Genomic DNA, 17,846 nt, shown 5'->3' on the forward strand with positions numbered 1-17,846 from the left:
AACCGCACCAACAATTTTTGTTGTGTGCATGACTGAAACATCAATAGTGTTTCGGCGGCCATAGCGAGAGGGAAACGCCCGGATCCATACCGAACCCGGAAGCTAAGCCTCTCAGCGCCGATGGTACTGCAGGGGGGACCCTGTGGGAGAGTAGGACACCGCCGGACTTCTTTCGTGAAATGGCCACCCGCTGAAGGGTGGCCATTTCTCGTTAACGCGATCGAGAAGGATGCCGAGATGACGGACCAGCAGCGACCTAATGATGACGCGCGCCGGCGCCCGAACGATGCATCTGCGGACCGTCGCAGCGGTGGCGAGCGCAAGCCGTTCGTGAAGCGTGATGGCGACCGCAAGCCCTACACGCCTCGTGAAGGCGGTGACCGGAAGCCCTACACGCCTCGTGAGGGCGGTGACCGGAAGCCCTACACGCCTCGTGAGGGCGGTGACCGGAAGCCCTACACGCCTCGTGAGGGCGGTGACCGCAAGCCCTACACGCCCGGCGGGGACCGCAAGCCGTACGTGAAGCGCGACGGGGACCGCAAGCCTTACACCCCTCGGGATGGTGGCGACCGCAAGCCTTACACGCCCCGCGATGGTGGCGATCGTAAGCCTTATTCGCCTCGCGATGGTGGGGACCGCAAGCCTTACACCCCTCGGGATGGTGGCGACCGCAAGCCCTACACCCCTCGGGATGGTGGCGATCGTAAGCCCTACACGCCCCGCGATGGTGGCGACCGCAAGCCCTATACCCCCCGTGAGGGCGGGGACCGTAAGCCGTATTCGCCGCGTGATGGTGGCGACCGTAAGCCGTACGCCAAGCGCGACGGCGGCGGGCGCCCCTTCGACTCGCGTGACGATGGGCGCACATCGCGGCCGCCGCAGGAGCAGCGCGAGGCGGGTCCGCAGATTCCCGATGAGGTCACCGCTCGGGACCTGCATCCTTCGGCGCGCAATGAACTGAAGACGCTGAGCAAGGAGAACGCGGAGCAGGTCGGCCGTCACCTCGCGATGGCGGCCCAGCTCATCGACGACGATCCGCAGCTCGCGCACGAGCACGCGCTGGCGGCGGTCCGCCGCGCCGGTCGCATCGCTGTGGCTCGGGAGACCGCCGCGATCACGGCATACGCGATCGGCGACTTCGCCCTGGCGCTGCGGGAACTGCGCACGTATCGGCGAATCTCCGGCCGCGATGACCAGATCGCGCTGATGGTCGACAGTGAGCGCGGCGTCGGCCGCCCCGACCGTGCGCTCGAGGTCGGCCGCGCCGTCGACCGGGCGACGCTGCCCACCCCCGCGCGGGTGGAACTGGCGATCGCCATGTCGGGAGCGCGACTGGACCTCGGCGAGCCCGAGCGTGCGCTGTCCGAACTGGACATCCCGGAGCTTGACCCCGATCGCGCCTTCGAGTGGAGCCCTGCCCTGTTCTCCGCGCGCGCCACCGTGCTCGAGGAACTCGGCCGCACCGACGAGGCCGCCGAATGGCAGCGTCGCGCCGTCGTGGCCGCCGAGGCCATCGACGCGTCGCTGGGCCTGACCGGAGACGATGAGTTCCAGGTCGTCGATGAGGTCGAGGAGATCGCGATCGACGACGAGCCGGTCGAGGTCGCTGAGGCGCCGGCCGCCGTCGAGGCAGATTCGGAGCCCGAGCAGGCCGTCGCAGCAGAGCCCGAGCCCGAGCCTGAGTCGACGACCGACGCCGAGCCCAAGAAGGCCAAGAAGAAGGCCAAGAACGAGGCGAAGGCACAGGCCAAGGAGTCCAAGAAGAAGGACAAGGCGAAGGCCAAGGCCAAGAAGGACAAGAAGGACAAGAAGTCGAAGAAGGACAAGAAGGCCGACACGGCCACCGCCGCGACCTCCGAGGACTCGGACAAGTAGTGGGACTGTTCAGCCGCAGCACGACGCCGACGCCGACCCCGCTGGATGGCGTCGACGTCGTGCTCGCCGACCTCGACGGAGTCGTCTACGCCGGCCCCGGACCGCTGCCGCACGCGATCGAGAGCCTCACTCGCGCGGGTCACGGCCGGCGCCTGGCGTACATCACCAACAACGCCTCCCGCACCGACGCGACCGTCGCCGCTCACCTGCGGGAACTCGGCTTGACCGAGACTCGGCCCGACGACGTCGTGACCAGTCCGCAGGCGGCCATGCGGCTGCTGCGGGAACGAGTCGCGCCCGGCGCCCGCATCCTCGTCGTCGGCGGCGACGGGCTGACGGTGGAGGTCGAAAAGGCCGGTTACGCCGTCACGCGAAGCGCCGACGATTCGCCCGCCGCCGTCGTGCAGGGCTTCGCTCCCGATGTCGGCTGGCAGCACCTGGCCGAGGCGGCGTACGCGCTGGCCCTGCCCGAAGACGAAGGCGGCATCCCCTGGATCGCCACCAACACCGACTGGACGATCCCGCAGGAGCGTGGCATCGCACCAGGCAACGGCACGCTCGTGTCCGCCGTGCACACCGCCGTCGGGAGGCTGGCGGTGGTCGCCGGCAAGCCCGAACGACCCATCTTCGATGAGGCCGTCGCCCGCTTCGGCGCCGCCAGCCCGCTGTTCATCGGCGACCGTCTCGACACCGACATCGCCGGCGCGCAAGCCGCCGGCATCCCTTCGGTGCTCGTGCTCACCGGCGTCGACCGGCCCAAGCACGTGCTGGCCGCACCGGCACACTCGCGCCCGACGTACATCGTGGGGGACCTGCGGGAACTCCACGAGCCCTACCCCGAGGTGAAGACCGACGGCGACACGACCACCGTGCGTGACGCGGTCGTGCGCATCGACGGTCCCGACATCCACATCGTCTCGGAGGGGTCCCGCCCCATCGACCTCGTCCGGGCCGGTGCCGCCGCGATCTGGGCGACGGGTCGGGGCATTTTCGGGTTCCGTGTGCCGGAGCGTCTTTACGCCGACCCGTTCCACCGCCCCTGACTTCTCGCAGCAGCGCCTATCCTGGTGGCATGTCGATGGATGCCGCGCCCGAGCACCCCGACCCTGAGCAGCCGCAGCCCCGCGAGGACCTGCTGTCGGCTCTCGAGGTGATCGAGGACCAGCCGCTGGACGAGCGCGCCCAGGGATACGCGGCCCTGCACGACGAACTGGCACGGCGCCTGCAGTCCGGACCCGCCGACCCGTCGTCGGTATGACGGAGCGACTGGACGCCGCCGTCGCCGCGCGTGGCCTGGCCCGCTCCCGCACGCACGCCGCGCAGCTCATCACGGCAGGGCTGGTCAGCGTCGACGGCCACCCGGTCGTCAAGCCGTCTGCCCGCGCCGGCGAGGACGCAGTGATCACCGTCGCCGGGTCCGACCACTACGTCAGCCGCGCCGCGCACAAACTCATCGCCGCGCTCGACGCATTCGCCCTCGACGTGCACGGCCGCGTCGCGCTGGACATGGGGGCCTCCACCGGTGGCTTCACCCAGGTGCTGCGCGAACGCGGCGCCGACCCGGTGCTCGCCGTGGATGTCGGCCATGGTCAGCTCGCGGCAGCCATCGCCGCCGACCCCGGTGTGCGAGCGGTCGAGGGCTTCAACGTGCGTCACATGACGCGCGAGAACTTAGCTCACGCCGCCGGCATCGACGAGGCACCGTCGGTGGTCACTGGAGATCTGTCCTTCATCTCCCTGGACCACGTGCTGCCCGCCGTCGCGGGCGTCTGTGCGCCGGGCGGCGATGTCGTGCTGCTGATCAAGCCGCAGTTCGAAGTCGGACGCACCGGAGTGCGCGAGGGGGTCGTGCGCAACGCCGGCCTGCGCGCGGATGCCACGGCCGCCGTGCTCTGGTCGGCCTGGGACGCAGGACTGGGCACCTGCGGCCTTATCGCCTCGCCCATCGCCGGCACCCACGGCAACGCCGAATACCTCGTGCATCTGCGCCCGGGCGTCGACGGCAATCCGACAGAATGGTTGAGCACTGTGAATCGACTGGCGGAGACCGTATGACGCAGCCTCAGCGACGCATCCTCGTCGTCGTACACGCCCACCGCGGCGACAACGCCGACGCCGCGCGCCGGGTGTTCCAGGCGCTGCGCGCCGCCGACGCCCAGCCGGTGCTCGCGCCCGATGACCGCGCCGACCTCGATGCGCTCGACCTCGAGGGCGTGGCGACCCTCGGCGTCGACGTCACCGTCGACGACATCGAGCTGGCCATCGTGCTGGGCGGAGACGGCACGATCCTGCGCGCCGCAGAACTCGTCCGCGAGGGCACCGCACCGGTGCTGGGCGTGAACATGGGCCACGTCGGCTTTCTCGCCGAGATCGAGCGCGACGACATGGACGACGCGGTGCGCCGCGTCATCGCGCGCGACTACGAGGTCGAAGAGCGCATGGCGCTCTCGGTGCGCGTGAAGGATGCCACCAACACCGTGATCTACGAGACCTGGGCCCTGAACGAGGCCACGGTCGAGAAGGCGAGCCGCGAGCGCATGCTCGAGGTCGTGATCGAGATCGACGGCCGGCCTCTGTCGAGCTTCGGATGCGACGGCGTCGTCGTGTCCACTCCCACCGGCTCCACGGCATACAACTTCTCCGGCGGCGGCCCCGTGGTGTGGCCGACGGTGGAGGCGATCTGCGTCGTCCCGCTGTCGGCGCATGCGCTGTTCGCCCGGCCGCTGGTGGTCGGGCCGGAAGCGGCGGTGGCGATCGAGGTGCTCGACCGCACCAACGGCGTGGGGATTCTCTGGTGCGACGGCCGTCGCTCCCACGACCTGCCGCCCGGTGCGCGCGTCGTCGTGCGGCGTTCGGTCGACCCGGTGCGGCTGGCGCGCCTGCATCCGGCGGCGTTCACCGACCGGCTGGTGCGCAAGTTCCGCCTCCCCGTCGGCGGCTGGCGTGGACCGGCAGGCCCGCTGGACGTGGAGGCACCGTGAGCTGCCCGCCGACGAGGGGGGCGACGCCGTGATCGAGGAGATCCGCCTGCGCGACCTCGGGGTCATCGCCCAGGCGACCCTGCCGATGGGCCGCGGATTCACCGCTATCACCGGTGAGACCGGCGCGGGCAAGACGATGGTCGTCACCGGGCTCGGACTGCTGCTGGGCCAGCGGGCCGACTCCGGCGCCGTGCGGTCGGGTGCTCCTCAGGCATCCGTCGAGGGCACCTGGATCGTGCCGGAGACCGGCGCCGTCGCCGAGCGCGTGCGGGAAGCCGGGGGAGACCTGGAGCCCATCGGGGGTGGCGACGCCGAGCTGTACCTCGCCAGGACGCTCTCCAGCGAGGGCCGCAGCCGCGCCACCGTCGGCGGGCGTACTGCCCCGGCCGGCGTGCTCGCCGACCTCGCCGACCAGCTGGTGGTCGTGCACGGGCAGTCCGACCAGCTGCGGCTGCGCTCCGCCGTCGCCCAGCGCGACGCGCTGGACCGATTCGCGGGGGCACCGGTGGCGACCGCGCTGGCGGATTACCGCGACGCGTACGAACGCTGGCGTGCACTCGAGCGCGAACTGACCGGACTCACCGGCGACCGCGACGCCCGTGCCCGCGAGGCAGAAGACCTGCGGCAACTGCTCGCCGACATCGAACGCGTCGACCCGCAGCCGGGGGAAGACGACGACCTGGCCCGCCGCGCCGAGCGCCTCGCGCACGCCGAGGACCTGCGCGTCGCCGCCGCGCTGGCACACGCCACACTGTCCTCGGACGAGGATGCTCCCGATGTCGTCACCCTCGCGGCGGAGGCCCGACGCGCCCTGGAACGGGCCGCCGAACGCGACGACACCCTCGCGCCGCTGGCCGAACAGGCCGCCGACATCGGCTACCGCGCCACCGATCTCGCTCAGGCGCTGTCGGGGTACCTCGCCGACCTGGACGAGACCGGCCCGCAGGAGCTGGCCGCGACGCTGGAGCGTCGCGCCGAACTGGCGACCCTGTCCCGCGTGCACGGCACGGTGGATGCCGCGATCGCGCTGCTGCAGACCGGTTCGGCGCGCCTGGCCGAACTCGACGACGACGGTGACCGCATCGGACGCCTCGCCGAGGAACGCGACGCCGCGGCATCCGTCCTCGACGACGCCGCCACCGCCCTCACCGCCGCCCGTACCGCCGCCGCCGAACGCCTCGGCGCCGCGGTGACCGAGGAACTGCACGCCCTCGCGCTGCCGGACGCGCGACTGGTGGTCGATGTGACCGCGGGTGTGGCGTCGGCCAGCGGCCGCGACGACGTGACCATCCTGCTCGCCCCGCACCCCGGCGCGGAGCCGCGGCCGGTGGCGAAGGGCGCGTCCGGCGGCGAGCTCAGCCGCGTGATGCTGGCGCTGGAGGTCGTGATCGCCTCCTCTGACCCGGTGCCGACGTTCGTGTTCGACGAGGTGGATGCCGGTATCGGCGGTGCCGCCGCCATCGAGGTGGGCCGGCGCCTGGCGCGCCTGGCCGAATCGTCGCAGGTGGTCGTGGTGACCCACCTCGCGCAGGTGGCCGCGTTCGCGGGCAACCACCTGTCCGTCGTGAAGGCCAACGACGGCTCGGTGACAGCCTCCAGCGTGCGCCGGCTGGAGGGCACCGAGCGGGAAGCGGAGATGGCTCGGCTGCTGTCGGGAATGGCCGATTCCGATGCGGCGTTGACACATGCACGCGAGCTGCTGAACCTCGGCGCTGCAGGACTGATAGGATAAAAGCCCGTGACGGAAACTTCTAACTCGGGCCTTTTTTCCAGCGACACCACTAGGCACATCTTCGTGACCGGCGGTGTCGTTTCTTCGTTGGGGAAGGGCCTGACCGCCGCGAGCCTCGGCAATCTGCTCACCGCCCGCGGCCTGCGTGTGGTCATGCAGAAGCTCGATCCCTACCTCAACGTCGACCCCGGGACGATGAACCCGTTCCAGCACGGCGAGGTGTTCGTCACCGACGACGGCGCCGAGACCGACCTCGACATCGGCCACTACGAGCGCTTCCTCGACATCGAGTTGAGCCAGGCCGCCAACGTCACGACCGGCCAGATCTACTCGCAGGTGATCGCCAAGGAGCGCCGCGGTGAGTACCTGGGCGACACCGTGCAGGTCATCCCGCACATCACCGATGAGATCAAGCGCCGCATGCGGCTGCAGGCGAGCGAAGAGCCCCGCCCCGACGTGATCATCACCGAGATCGGCGGCACCGTCGGCGACATCGAGTCGCAGCCGTTCATCGAGGCGGCGCGGCAGATCCGTCACGAACTGGGCCGCGGCAACGTGTTCTTCGTGCACGTCTCGCTGGTGCCCTTCATGGGTGCGTCCGGCGAGCAGAAGACCAAGCCGACCCAGCACTCGGTCGCAGCCCTCCGTTCCATCGGCATCCAGCCCGACGCCCTCGTGCTGCGCAGCGACCGACCCGTCACCGAGTCGAACAAGCGCAAGATCGCCCTCATGTGCGACGTCGACGAGTCAGCCGTCGTCAACGCGGTGGACGTGCCGAGCATCTACGACATCCCGACCATGCTCAACGAGCAGGGCCTGGACGACTACATCGTGCGTGCACTGGACCTGTCCACGGCGGCCGAGGTCGACTGGACCCGCTGGAACACGGTGCTGCAGGCAGTGCACAACCCCAAGCACGAGGTCACGATCGGCCTGGTCGGCAAGTACATCGACCTGCCGGATGCCTATCTGTCGGTGACCGAGGCGCTCAAGGCCGGTGGCTTCGGCCAGGAGACCAAGGTGCAGATCACCTGGATCCCCTCCGACCTCTGCGAGACGCCGGAGGGGGCAGCGAAGGCGCTCGCCAGCGTCGACGGGATCGTGGTGCCCGGCGGGTTCGGCATCCGCGGCATCGAGGGCAAGCTCGGCGCGCTGCGCTTCGCGCGTGAGCAGGGCATCCCCACGCTCGGCATCTGCCTCGGCCTGCAGTGCATGGTCATCGAGTACGCCCGCAACGTCGTCGGCCTCGAAGGTGCCTCCTCGAGCGAGTTCGACCCCGACACGCAGTTCCCCGTGATCGCCACGATGGCCGAGCAGGTCGACATCCTCGCCGGCGGCGACCTGGGCGGCACCATGCGGCTCGGGATCTACCCCGCGCAGTTGTCGGAAGGCTCGCTCGCCGCGGAGCTGTACGGCGCCGACGTCGCCCACGAGCGTCACCGTCACCGCTACGAGGTCAACAACCGCTACCGCGACCAGATCGCCGATGCGGGCATGGTGTTCTCCGGCGTGAACCCCGACCTGGGGCTGGTGGAGTACGTGGAGCTGCCCCGCGATGTGCACCCGTACTACATCGCCACGCAGGCCCACCCCGAGCTGCGCTCGCGTCCCACCGCGCCGCACCCGCTGTTCCGCGGCCTCATCGCCGCGGCGGTGGAGCGGCACCGCGCCAGCGAGCTGTTCGACGTCGAGAATGCCTGACCTCGCCGGCGCGGAGCTGCGTGACGAACCGGTCACGTACGAGGTCACCCGCAGCGACGTCGTCTATGAGGGCCACGTGTGGGACGTCCGCCGCGACAGCGTGCGCTACGGCGACGGCGAGATCGTGCGCGACTACGTCGTGCACACCGGCGCGGTGGCCGTCGTGGCGCTGGACGAGGAGGGGCGGATGCTGCTGATCCAGCAGTACCGGCATCCGATCCGCACCCGCGACTGGGAGATCCCGGCAGGGCTGCTCGACGTCGAGGGCGAACCGCCCGCGGAGACCGCCAAACGGGAGCTGGCCGAAGAGGCCGATCTCGTCGCGGCCGAGTGGGAGCCGCTGCTGAGCTTCCACTCGTCGCCGGGCGGCAGTGACGAGGTGCTGCACGTCTTCCTCGCGCGGGGACTGTCGGCCGCCGCCGAGGTGCATGCCCGCGGCGAGGAGGAGCGCGACATCGAACTGGCCTGGGTGCCGGTGGACGACGTCCTCACCGGAGTGCTCGAGGGGCGGCTGCGCAACGGCCCGCTCGCGATCGGCGCCTTCGCTGCCGCGGAGAGCCTGCGTCGTGCCGGCACCGCGCCGGCAGCGGGAGCCGCCGGGGCCTGACATGCGAGTGGATCGCGCGATCGACGCCTACCTGCGACACGTGGCGATCGAGCGCGGACTGTCCGAGCACACCAGCGCGGCCTACCGGCGGGATCTCGCCGGCTACGCGCAGTGGCTCGACGAACACGACGTCGGCGACACCGACGCGGTGACCGCCGATGTCGTGTCGTCGTTCATCGCCGACCGCGCCGCCGCCGATCCGCCGCCGGCGGCATCGAGCCTGGCGCGGCTGCAGTCCGCGGTGCGGTCGTTTCACCGCTTCCTCGCCCGAGAGCAGATCGCCGGCGACGACCCCACCGGGCGGCTGCGGCCGCCGAAGGCCGCGCGCCGGCTGCCGAAGGCGCTGACGATCGACCAGGTGGAGGCGCTGTTGGATGCCTCGGGCCCGGCGGCATCCGATGCGGCCCCCGGCGACCTGGTCGGGATGCGCGATCGTGCGCTGCTGGAGCTGTTGTACGCCACGGGGGCGCGCATCTCCGAGATCGTGCAGCTGGACGTCGACGACCTCGCGCACGGCGACGTGCTGCGCGTGCGGGGCAAGGGCGACAAGGAGCGCATCGTGCCGATCGGCTCCTACGCCCGCGCCGCCGTCGATGCCTACCTCACGCGGGTGCGCCCGGAGCTGTCGCGCCGCGGTGCCGCGACGCCGCGGCTGTTCCTGGGGGTGCGCGGGGCGCCGCTGTCACGGCAGAGTGCGTGGGCGGTGATCCGGCAGGCCGCCGAGCGCGCGCAGCTGGCCGCGCACGTGTCGCCGCATACGCTGCGGCATTCGTTCGCCACGCACCTGCTGCAGGGCGGTGCGGATGTGCGCGTCGTGCAGGAGTTGCTGGGTCACGCCTCGGTCGCGACGACCCAGATCTACACCTACGTGTCGCCCGACGCGCTGCGCGACGTCTACGCCACCTCCCACCCCCGCGCCCGCTGACCCCGCCCCCTTCCCTGGCCCCGCCCCGCCCCATTCGCTGAGACCACAGCTGGTCGCCGAGACCGTGGGAACCTCCCATCGTTTCGGCGACCAGCTGTGGTCTCACGGTCCGGGGAGTTTTTACGGCGGGGTGAGAAGCGGGGGAGGGGCGGATGCCGACAGACTGTGGGGCATGTCGAACACCACCGCGGTCCTCGTGCGCCCGCCCCGGGCGCTCGCGATCTTCTGGATCGTCGCGGCCCTCGCCGGGTGGATCGTCTCGTTCCTGCTGTACCAGGAGTACATCGGCCAGCTCACCGGCGCCGACGCGCTCTTCTCGTGCCAGATCAGCGTGCTGGTCACCTGCGGGCCGAACCTGCTGTCGGCCGGCGGCAACCTCCTCGGGTTCACCAACTCGATCATCGGCATCACGCTGTTCCTCGGGCCGATCTACGCCGGAGTGAGCGCACTGGCCGCCCCGCACGGGCTGCGGCTGTGGTTCTGGCGCGTGTTCACGGTGTTCCTGCTCGCCGGGTTCCTGCTCGTGCACTTCTTCGCCTACCGGAGCGTGTTCGAATACGGGTCGCTCTGCCCGTGGTGCATGGTGGTGTGGCTCGTGACCATTCCGCTCTTCTGGTTCTCGCTCGGCTGGGCGCTGCGCGACGGGGTGTGGGGACGGATGCCGCGGATCGGCCAGACGCTGCTGACCTGGGCGCCGCTGATCACCGTGCTCAACTACGCCGTGATCGCCATCGTGGCGCAAGTGCGACTGGACGTGCTCGGCAGCCTCTGACCCGCCGATTGGCGCGCTGGCGCTCCCTCCTGCCAATGTAAGTGGTTGGACCTCCTCGAGGCCCTTGCACCCACGTACGAAACAGAGAGACACACGCTATGAAGCTTGCTCACCCCAAACTCGCTGCTGCCGCCGTCGTCGCGATCGGCATGATGGCCCTGAGCGGCTGCGGGTCGGCCCAGTTCCCCACCCAGGGCGCAGAACCCGAGCGCGACGAATCCAGCGGAGAGATCACCGAGAGCAACGACAGCGTCGATGTCTTCTCGATCCGCGTCGGTGACTGCCTGAACACGTCCGAACTCACCGGCGAGACCGAAGTCGAGAGCGTCCCGGTCGTTCCCTGCGACGAGGAGCACGAGGACGAGGTCTACTACGGCTTCGATACCACCACTGCCGGGTCGGAGTTCCCGGGCGAGGAAGCTCTCGCCGCCGAGGCCGATGAGACGTGCATCGCGGAGTTCGCCGGCTTCGTCGGTGTGAGCTACGAGGAATCCGCGCTCGAATACTGGCCGATGTACCCCAGCGAGGGCTCATGGGCCGGCGATGACCGCGAGATCCTCTGCATGGTCTACGACCCGGCAGGCATGGTCACCGGCACCCTGGCCGGCGCAGCGCGCTGACCCGCCGGCGCCGGAGGGCGTGTCACCGCGCGCCCTCCGGCGTTCCCGCCGGTGATGACTACAATCGATGCAGGGGAACGCAGAGGTAGGAGCATCGGTGGCGGGTAAGGCAAAGGCAGCGCAGGCTGCAGCGGGGGACACTCCGATCGGTCCCACCGGTCGCCCCTATCGGGGATTCCCGACTCCACCGAAGCTCGACGGACACGGTCCCGCCCGCATCATCTCCCTCTGCAACCAGAAGGGCGGTGTCGGCAAGACGACGTCCACGATCAACCTGGCTGCGTCCCTCGCCGAATACGGTCGCCGCGTGCTGGCCGTCGACTTCGACCCGCAGGGTGCGCTGTCGGCCGGTCTCGGCATCGCGACGCACGAGATCCCGACGATCTACGACCTGCTGCTGGATCCCAAGCGCGACCCGCATGAGGTCATCGTCAAGACCGCCGTCGAGGGCCTGGATCTCATCCCCGCCAACATCGACCTGTCTGCCGCCGAAGTGCACCTGGTCAACGAGGTCGCCCGCGAGACGATCCTCGCCCGGGTCCTGCGCAAGGTCGCGGGGGAGTACGACGTCATCCTGGTGGACTGCCAGCCGTCGCTCGGACTGCTGACGGTGAACGCGCTGACGGCCAGCCACGGCGTGCTCATTCCGCTGGAATGCGAGTTCTTTGCGCTCCGCGGCGTCGCACTGCTCATCGAGACCATCGACAAGGTGCGCGATCGCCTGAACCCCTCGATCGAACTCGACGGCGTGCTCGCGACGATGTACGACCCTCGTACGCTGCACTCGCGCGAGGTGCTGGAGCGGGTCGTCGACGCATTCGGTGACGACGTGCTCGAGACCGTCATCGGCCGCACCGTGAAGTTCCCCGACGCCTCGGTGTCGGGCGTTCCCATCATCGAGTTCGCACCGGAGCACCCGGCTGCCCAGGCTTACCTGCGGCTGGCGCGGGAGCTGGTCGCCCGTGGCGCCGTCGCCTGACGACGAGCTGTCTCCCGTCGTCGACGCCCCGGAAAACTCCGGCACCGAGGTAAGCGCGGATGCCGATATGGATGCCGCCGCCACCGGGTTCCGCGTATCGCTGGACGTCTTCGACGGCCCGTTCGACCTGCTGCTCACGCTGATCTCCAAACACGAGCTCGACATCACCGAGGTTGCCCTCAGCCGGGTGACCGACGAGTTCATCGCCTACCTGCGGTCGGCCGAGACCGCCGAGCAGCTCGAGGAGGCATCCGAGTTCCTCGTCGTGGCGGTGACGCTGCTGGACATGAAGGTCGCAGGTCTCCTGCCGCAGGGCGAACTGGTGGATGCCGAATCGGTGGCGCTGCTGGAAGCGCGGGATCTGCTGTTCGCGCGGCTGCTGCAGTACCGCGCGTTCAAGGAAGTGTCCGGCTGGTTCGCGCAGCGGCTGCAGGCCGAGGATCGCCGGCACACCCGCTCGGTGCGGCTCGAGGAGAAGTACCGTCGCGCCGTGCCGGAACTGGTGTGGACGCTCTCGCTCGACGACTTCGCGGCGCTGGCCGTACTGGCGATGACGCCGAAGGAGATCCCGCACATCGGGCTGGACCACCTGCACGCGCCGCTGGTGAGCATCCGCGAGCAGGCGGCGGTGGTCGTGACACTGCTGCGCGCCGCCGGCTCCCTCAACTTCCGGGACCTCATCGCCGGGGTGAACCAGACCGGCATCGTCGTGGCCCGGTTCCTCGCCGTGCTCGAGCTCTACCGCCACGCCGCCCTCTCGTTCGAGCAGCTTGAGCCGCTCGGCGAACTCACCCTTCGCTGGACCGCCGAACGCTGGTCGGACGACAGCCTCGCCTCTTTGGGAGCCGACTATGACAGATGACCGTTCGACACCGTCCCCGACCGAGTCGGTCCCCGTGACCGATGTCGAGCCGGTCCAGCGTCCGCAGGACACCGGATCGGTCGCCCAGCGGCTGGAAGCGATTCTGCTGATCGTCGACGAGCCGCAGTCGCTGGTGAGCCTCGCGGCCGCCGTCGGTGCGCCCGTCGCCGCGGTGCGCCAGGCGATCGAGACGCTTGTAGCCGACTACGACGGCGAGGCAGCCGGTCCCCGCCGCGGATTCGAACTGCGCGAAGTCGGAGGCGGCTGGCGCTTCTACGTGCGCGCTGAGCACGACGGTCTCGTCTCGGAGTTCGTCAACTCGCAGGCACCCTCCCGGCTGTCGCAGGCGGCGCTGGAGACCCTCGCCGTCATCGCGTACAAGCAGCCGGTCACGCGCAGCCAGGTGGCATCCATCCGCGCCGTCAACGTCGACTCCGTGGTGCGCACGCTCGTGGCGAGAGGGCTCATCACCGAGCTGTTCACCGACCCCGAGACCGGCGCCATCAACTACGGCACGACCGACGCGCTGCTGGTGAACCTCGGCATCAACTCGCTCGACGAACTGCCGCACATCTCGCCACTGCTCGATGACGGTGCCGACGGATTCGACGTGGAGGGTGTGCGATGAACGCGCGACAGGAACAGGGACCGGACGAGGACAGGACGCTGGACACCGAGGGCGTGCGGCTGCAGAAGGCGCTCGCGAACGCGGGGGTGGCCTCCCGCCGCGTGTCGGAGAACCTGATCGTCGAAGGCCGGGTGCGGGTGAACGGCCAGGTCATCACGGAACTGGGCTCGCGCATCGATCCCGAGGTCGACCTCATCGACGTCGACGGCACCGTGATCCAGCTGGACCAGTCCAAGCGCTACGTCATGCTCAACAAGCCCACCGGTGTCGTCAGCTCCATGAAGGACGACCAGGGGCGCCAGGATCTGCGCAGCTTCACCCAGGACTGGCCGGAGCGGCTGTACAACGTCGGACGATTGGATGCCGAGACGAGTGGGCTGCTGGTGCTCACCAACGACGGCGACCTGGCGCACGTGCTGGCGCACCCCTCGTTCGGCGTGACCAAGGTGTACATCGCCAAGGTGACCGGCCGCGTCACAGCGCAGACGATCGCACGGCTGACCCGGGGCATCGAGCTGGAAGACGGCCCGATCGCGGCCGACAAGGCGCGACTGCTGGACACCTCGGGGGAGACCAGCCTGGTCGAACTCACGCTGCACTCCGGCCGCAACCGCATCGTGCGTCGCATGATGTCGGAGGTCGGGCACCCCGTCATCGAGCTGGTGCGCCGCCAGTTCGGACCGCTCCACCTGGGAACGCTCCCGGCTGGGCGGGCACGTGAGTTGACTACAGTGGAACGCGGCGCGCTGCTGACTTTGGCGCGCGAAGCGACGCAGGGGGCGTCGCCGGGCGACCAGGAGACGCAGTGACCGATTCGACACCAGGGCCGCTCGCCGCGCGCGTGCAGGGCCCGGTTCGCATCGTGGGTGCCGGGCTGCTGGGATCCAGCATCGGCCACGCACTTGTTGCGCTCGGAATCGACGTCGTGCTGCACGACACCTCGCCCGCACAGCTGCGCCTGGCCATCGACTACGGTGCCGGCCGGGCCGAGCGCGACGGCGACCAGCCGGTGCTCGTGGTCGTGGCGGTACCTCCGGATGTCACCGCCGATGTGATCGAGCGCGAACTGGCAGCCTTCCCCGGCGCCGTCGTGACCGACGTCGCCAGCGTCAAGCTCGCACCCCTGCGTCAACTGCGCGAACGCGGCGTCGACCTCACCCGCTACATCGGCTCGCACCCGCTCGCCGGTCGTGAGCGCGGTGGCGCGATCGCCGCGCGCGCCGACATCTTCACCGGTCGGCCGTGGGTGGTCTGCCGTGACGGCGAGACCCGGCCCAGCGACTTGGCCCTCGTCGAAGCGCTGGCATTGGACCTCGGCGCCACCCCGATCGAAATGAGCCCCGAGGAGCACGACCGCGCCGTCGCGCTGACGTCCCACGTGCCGCAGCTGGTCGCGAGCCTGCTCGCCGGCCGGTTCGTCGACGCCCCCGACGGCTCGCTACGCCTGGCAGGTCAAGGGGTGCGCGACACCACGCGCATCGCCGCATCGGCTCCAGAGCTGTGGGTGCAGATCCTCGGCGCCAACGCCGCACCCGTCGTCGACGTGCTCGACGCGCTTGCCGGTGACCTCACCGCCGTCGCCGCGGCACTGCGTGCCCCGGAGGCACCGGGTGCCCGCCGCGACGTGGCCGACATGATCCGCCGTGGCAACGACGGGGTGGAACGTCTCCCCGGCAAGCACGGCCAGAACCGCCGGTTCGAGCCGGTCGTGGTGATGGTCGATGACCGGCCGGGCCAGCTCGGCCGCCTCTTCGGCGACCTCGGCGAACTCGACGTCAACGTCGAGGACCTGCGCCTGGAGCACTCTCCGGGCGCCCAGTTCGGTCTCGCCGAGGTCAGTGTCCTCCCCGCCGCAGTACGGCGCACGGTCGAGGGCCTCACCGAGCGCGGATGGAAGATTGCGAGCACCAATGACTGAGCCGATCGTCGTCGCCATCGACGGCCCCGCCGGCAGCGGCAAGTCGAGCGTGTCCAAGCAGGCCGCACGACGCCTGCACTTCGGCTACCTCGACACCGGGGCCGCGTATCGCGCCTTGGCGTGGCACGCCCTGCAGCACGGCATCGATACCTCGGACGCCATCGCGGTGCTCGACGCCGCCGGAGACTTCGACTACGCGATTTCGCTTGACCCCGACGACTACTGGGTGCGGGTGGGTGACACCGACGTGACCGACGCGATCCGCGATCCGCGGGTCACTGCCGCCGTCAGCGGTGTGGCCCGGGTGCCGGCGGTGCGTCAGGCGGTCAACGCGCTGTTCCGCGCGCTCGTGGCATCCTCCGGCCGCCCCGGTGTGGTCGTCGAGGGTCGCGACATCACGACCGTCGTCGCCCCGGACGCGCCGGTGCGGATCCTCCTCACCGCCGCGCCCGAGGTTCGGGCGGCGCGCCGCAGCGCCGAGGTGGCGACGCAGGATGCCGCCGCCGTCGCGGCCGCACTGCATCGCCGCGATGCTGCAGACGCGCAGGTCGTGGATTTTTTGACCGCCGCGCCGGGAGTCACAGTCATCGACTCGACGGCATTGGATTTCGAACAGACTGTGGGCGCCGTTCTCGACGTCGTCCGCGCAGAGACGGGAGCGCATCATGGGCGCTGAAGAAGAATACGAAGGCGGACCTGACAATCTCGCCGAGAAGCTCGCCGACATGGACGAGGAGCTCGCCGAACAGCGCGCGGCGACACTGCGCGCCTCGCTGTCGGACTACGAGCTCGACGACGAGGATGCCGACCTGCTGCACGGCGTTGAGCTGGGTGAGGACGGCATCGTATACACGCCGGCCCTGCCGGTGGTGGCGATCGTCGGCCGGCCGAACGTCGGCAAGTCCGCGCTGGTCAACCGTATCCTCGGCCGCCGTGAGGCCGTCGTGGAGGACACCCCCGGGGTGACCCGTGACCGCGTCACCTACAAGGCGGAGTGGATGGACCGCCAGTTCACCGTCGTCGACACCGGTGGCTGGGAGCCCGACGCCCGCGGCATCGACCGCTCGGTGGCGCTCCAGGCCGAGATCGCGATCGAGCTGTGCGACGTCGTGATCTTCGTCGTGGACGCGATGGTCGGCGCGACCTCCACCGACGAGCACGTCGTGCGGTTGCTGCGCAAGAGCGGCAAGCCCGTCTTCCTCGTCGCGAACAAGATCGACGACCAGCGGCACGAGCCGGAAGCGGCGGCGCTGTGGAACCTGGGACTGGGGATGCCGTACCCGGTGTCGGCCATCCACGGCCGCGGCGTGGCCGACCTGCTCGACGAGATCATGAAGGTGCTGCCGGAGGTTTCGGCAGTGGCCAAGCAGGAGATCGGCGGGCCGCGACGCGTTGCGATCCTTGGCCGACCGAACGTGGGCAAGTCGTCGCTGCTGAACAAGGCCGCGGGCGAAGAGCGCGTCGTCGTCAACGAGCTCGCCGGGACCACCCGCGACCCCGTCGACGAGGTCGTGGAGCTGGGCGGCAAGTTGTGGCGCCTGGTCGACACCGCCGGCATCCGTCGCCGCGTGCACCTGCAGCAGGGTGCCGACTTCTACGCGTCGCTGCGCACGTCGGCGGCGCTGGAGAAGGCCGAAGTGGCCGTGGTCGTGCTCGATGTCAGCCAGCCGCTGAGCGAGCAGGACGTGCGCATCATCGACCTCGTGATCGAATCCGGCCGTGCGCTCGTGCTGGCGTTCAACAAGTGGGATCGCCTCACCGATGACGACATGGAGAACATCGACCGGCGCCGCTACCTGGAGCGCGAGATCGAGAAGGACCTCGCCCACGTGGCGTGGGCGCCGCGGGTGAACATCTCCGCCCGCACCGGCCGTCACCTCGACAAGCTCGTCCCCGCTCTGGAGACGTCGCTGGCGTCGTGGGATCAGCGCATCCCGACCGGCAAGTTCAATGCGTTCCTGTCCGAGCTGGTCGCCGAGCACCCGCACCCGCTGCGCGGCGGCAAGCAGCCCCGCATCCTGTTCGGCACGCAGGCGTCCACCCGCCCGCCGACGTTCGTGCTGTTCACGACCGGCTTCCTCGACCCCGGCTACCGCCGGTTCATCCAGCGACGACTGCGGGAGATCTACGGCTTCGAGGGAACCCCGATCGTGACCAACATGCGCGTGCGGGAGCGCCGCCAGCGCTGACCTTGCGTCCCCGGTTCCGGCGCCGCCGGCATCCGTGAGAAACCAACTTCGGGCTGA

Annotated in this window: 18 protein-coding genes and 1 rRNA gene; all 19 read left to right on the plus strand. The window is 70.0% G+C overall.

Going from position 1 to position 17,846, the window contains the following annotated elements; genetic code table 11:
- The first annotated feature begins 50 nt into the window (after positions 1-50).
- The 19 genes from rrf (at position 51) to der (ending at position 17,789) form a co-directional block, all read left to right on the plus strand.
- Positions 51-167 (plus strand): 5S ribosomal RNA (rrf, locus tag QNO11_RS04975).
- 163 nt (positions 168-330) lie between these two features.
- The gene (locus tag QNO11_RS04980) at positions 331-1,875 is read left to right on the plus strand and encodes a primosomal protein (protein ID WP_285169771.1); all 1,545 of its coding nucleotides are present in this window, start codon (positions 331-333) and stop codon (positions 1,873-1,875) included.
- Positions 1,875-2,918 carry an HAD-IIA family hydrolase gene (locus QNO11_RS04985; RefSeq protein ID WP_257510218.1) on the plus strand — a complete coding sequence of 348 codons (1,044 nt, stop codon included), beginning with the start codon at positions 1,875-1,877 and terminating at the stop codon, positions 2,916-2,918. The genes QNO11_RS04980 and QNO11_RS04985 overlap by 1 nt, the downstream gene beginning before the upstream one ends.
- Positions 2,919-2,947: 29 nt before the next feature.
- Complete coding sequence (locus QNO11_RS04990) at positions 2,948-3,133, plus strand: hypothetical protein (RefSeq protein ID WP_374113828.1); 186 nt, start codon at positions 2,948-2,950, stop codon at positions 3,131-3,133.
- A complete protein-coding gene (locus QNO11_RS04995) occupies positions 3,130-3,930 on the plus strand; it encodes a TlyA family RNA methyltransferase (RefSeq protein WP_257510219.1) in 801 nt (266 codons plus the stop codon). The genes QNO11_RS04990 and QNO11_RS04995 overlap by 4 nt, the downstream gene beginning before the upstream one ends.
- Positions 3,927-4,856: an NAD kinase gene (locus tag QNO11_RS05000; RefSeq protein WP_257510220.1), complete on the plus strand. Its 930-nt coding sequence runs from the start codon at positions 3,927-3,929 to the stop codon at positions 4,854-4,856. Before QNO11_RS04995 ends, QNO11_RS05000 begins: the two co-directional genes overlap by 4 nt.
- A gap of 28 nt (positions 4,857-4,884) precedes the next feature.
- A complete protein-coding gene (recN, locus tag QNO11_RS05005; RefSeq protein ID WP_257510247.1) occupies positions 4,885-6,588 on the plus strand; it encodes a DNA repair protein RecN in 1,704 nt (567 codons plus the stop codon).
- Positions 6,589-6,594: 6 nt separating this feature from the next.
- Positions 6,595-8,289: a CTP synthase gene (gene pyrG / locus QNO11_RS05010; RefSeq protein ID WP_257510221.1), complete on the plus strand. Its 1,695-nt coding sequence runs from the start codon at positions 6,595-6,597 to the stop codon at positions 8,287-8,289.
- Positions 8,282-8,896 carry an NUDIX domain-containing protein gene (locus tag QNO11_RS05015; RefSeq protein WP_257510222.1) on the plus strand — a complete coding sequence of 205 codons (615 nt, stop codon included), beginning with the start codon at positions 8,282-8,284 and terminating at the stop codon, positions 8,894-8,896. Before pyrG ends, QNO11_RS05015 begins: the two co-directional genes overlap by 8 nt.
- A 1-nt stretch (position 8,897) precedes the next feature.
- Positions 8,898-9,821: a site-specific tyrosine recombinase XerD gene (xerD, locus tag QNO11_RS05020; protein ID WP_257510223.1), complete on the plus strand. Its 924-nt coding sequence runs from the start codon at positions 8,898-8,900 to the stop codon at positions 9,819-9,821.
- A gap of 172 nt (positions 9,822-9,993) precedes the next feature.
- On the plus strand, positions 9,994-10,593 hold the full coding sequence (locus tag QNO11_RS05025) for a vitamin K epoxide reductase family protein (RefSeq protein WP_257510224.1): 600 nt from the start codon (positions 9,994-9,996) through the stop codon (positions 10,591-10,593).
- 98 nt (positions 10,594-10,691) lie between these two features.
- The gene (locus QNO11_RS05030; protein ID WP_257510225.1) at positions 10,692-11,213 is read left to right on the plus strand and encodes a septum formation family protein; all 522 of its coding nucleotides are present in this window, start codon (positions 10,692-10,694) and stop codon (positions 11,211-11,213) included.
- 97 nt (positions 11,214-11,310) lie between these two features.
- The gene (locus tag QNO11_RS05035; RefSeq protein WP_257510226.1) at positions 11,311-12,192 is read left to right on the plus strand and encodes a ParA family protein; all 882 of its coding nucleotides are present in this window, start codon (positions 11,311-11,313) and stop codon (positions 12,190-12,192) included.
- A gap of 67 nt (positions 12,193-12,259) precedes the next feature.
- A complete protein-coding gene (locus QNO11_RS05040; RefSeq protein WP_257510248.1) occupies positions 12,260-13,054 on the plus strand; it encodes a segregation and condensation protein A in 795 nt (264 codons plus the stop codon).
- Complete coding sequence (gene scpB, locus QNO11_RS05045; RefSeq protein ID WP_257510227.1) at positions 13,044-13,682, plus strand: SMC-Scp complex subunit ScpB; 639 nt, start codon at positions 13,044-13,046, stop codon at positions 13,680-13,682. Before QNO11_RS05040 ends, scpB begins: the two co-directional genes overlap by 11 nt.
- Positions 13,679-14,491 carry a pseudouridine synthase gene (locus QNO11_RS05050; RefSeq protein WP_257510228.1) on the plus strand — a complete coding sequence of 271 codons (813 nt, stop codon included), beginning with the start codon at positions 13,679-13,681 and terminating at the stop codon, positions 14,489-14,491. The genes scpB and QNO11_RS05050 overlap by 4 nt, the downstream gene beginning before the upstream one ends.
- Entirely contained in the window at positions 14,488-15,600 is a 1,113-nt protein-coding gene (locus QNO11_RS05055) for a prephenate dehydrogenase (RefSeq protein WP_257510229.1), read from the plus strand. The genes QNO11_RS05050 and QNO11_RS05055 overlap by 4 nt, the downstream gene beginning before the upstream one ends.
- Entirely contained in the window at positions 15,593-16,276 is a 684-nt protein-coding gene (cmk, locus tag QNO11_RS05060; protein WP_257510230.1) for a (d)CMP kinase, read from the plus strand. Before QNO11_RS05055 ends, cmk begins: the two co-directional genes overlap by 8 nt.
- On the plus strand, positions 16,266-17,789 hold the full coding sequence (gene der / locus QNO11_RS05065; RefSeq protein WP_257510231.1) for a ribosome biogenesis GTPase Der: 1,524 nt from the start codon (positions 16,266-16,268) through the stop codon (positions 17,787-17,789). The genes cmk and der overlap by 11 nt, the downstream gene beginning before the upstream one ends.
- Positions 17,790-17,846 lie beyond the last annotated feature (57 nt).

This window comes from Microbacterium sp. zg-B96, assembly GCF_030246865.1.
GTDB lineage: Bacteria > Actinomycetota > Actinomycetes > Actinomycetales > Microbacteriaceae > Microbacterium.

Coding starts and splice junctions, on each gene's coding strand:
- xerD (WP_257510223.1), top strand. CDS start 8,898: ATGCGAGTGGATCGCGCGATCGACGCCTACCTGCGACACGTGGCGATC.
- QNO11_RS05050 (WP_257510228.1), top strand. CDS start 13,679: ATGAACGCGCGACAGGAACAGGGACCGGACGAGGACAGGACGCTGGAC.
- QNO11_RS04990 (WP_374113828.1), top strand. CDS start 2,948: ATGTCGATGGATGCCGCGCCCGAGCACCCCGACCCTGAGCAGCCGCAG.
- QNO11_RS04995 (WP_257510219.1), top strand. CDS start 3,130: ATGACGGAGCGACTGGACGCCGCCGTCGCCGCGCGTGGCCTGGCCCGC.
- cmk (WP_257510230.1), top strand. CDS start 15,593: ATGACTGAGCCGATCGTCGTCGCCATCGACGGCCCCGCCGGCAGCGGC.
- der (WP_257510231.1), top strand. CDS start 16,266: ATGGGCGCTGAAGAAGAATACGAAGGCGGACCTGACAATCTCGCCGAG.
- QNO11_RS05025 (WP_257510224.1), top strand. CDS start 9,994: ATGTCGAACACCACCGCGGTCCTCGTGCGCCCGCCCCGGGCGCTCGCG.
- QNO11_RS05040 (WP_257510248.1), top strand. CDS start 12,260: ATGGATGCCGCCGCCACCGGGTTCCGCGTATCGCTGGACGTCTTCGAC.
- QNO11_RS05000 (WP_257510220.1), top strand. CDS start 3,927: ATGACGCAGCCTCAGCGACGCATCCTCGTCGTCGTACACGCCCACCGC.
- QNO11_RS05030 (WP_257510225.1), top strand. CDS start 10,692: ATGAAGCTTGCTCACCCCAAACTCGCTGCTGCCGCCGTCGTCGCGATC.
- QNO11_RS05015 (WP_257510222.1), top strand. CDS start 8,282: ATGCCTGACCTCGCCGGCGCGGAGCTGCGTGACGAACCGGTCACGTAC.
- scpB (WP_257510227.1), top strand. CDS start 13,044: ATGACAGATGACCGTTCGACACCGTCCCCGACCGAGTCGGTCCCCGTG.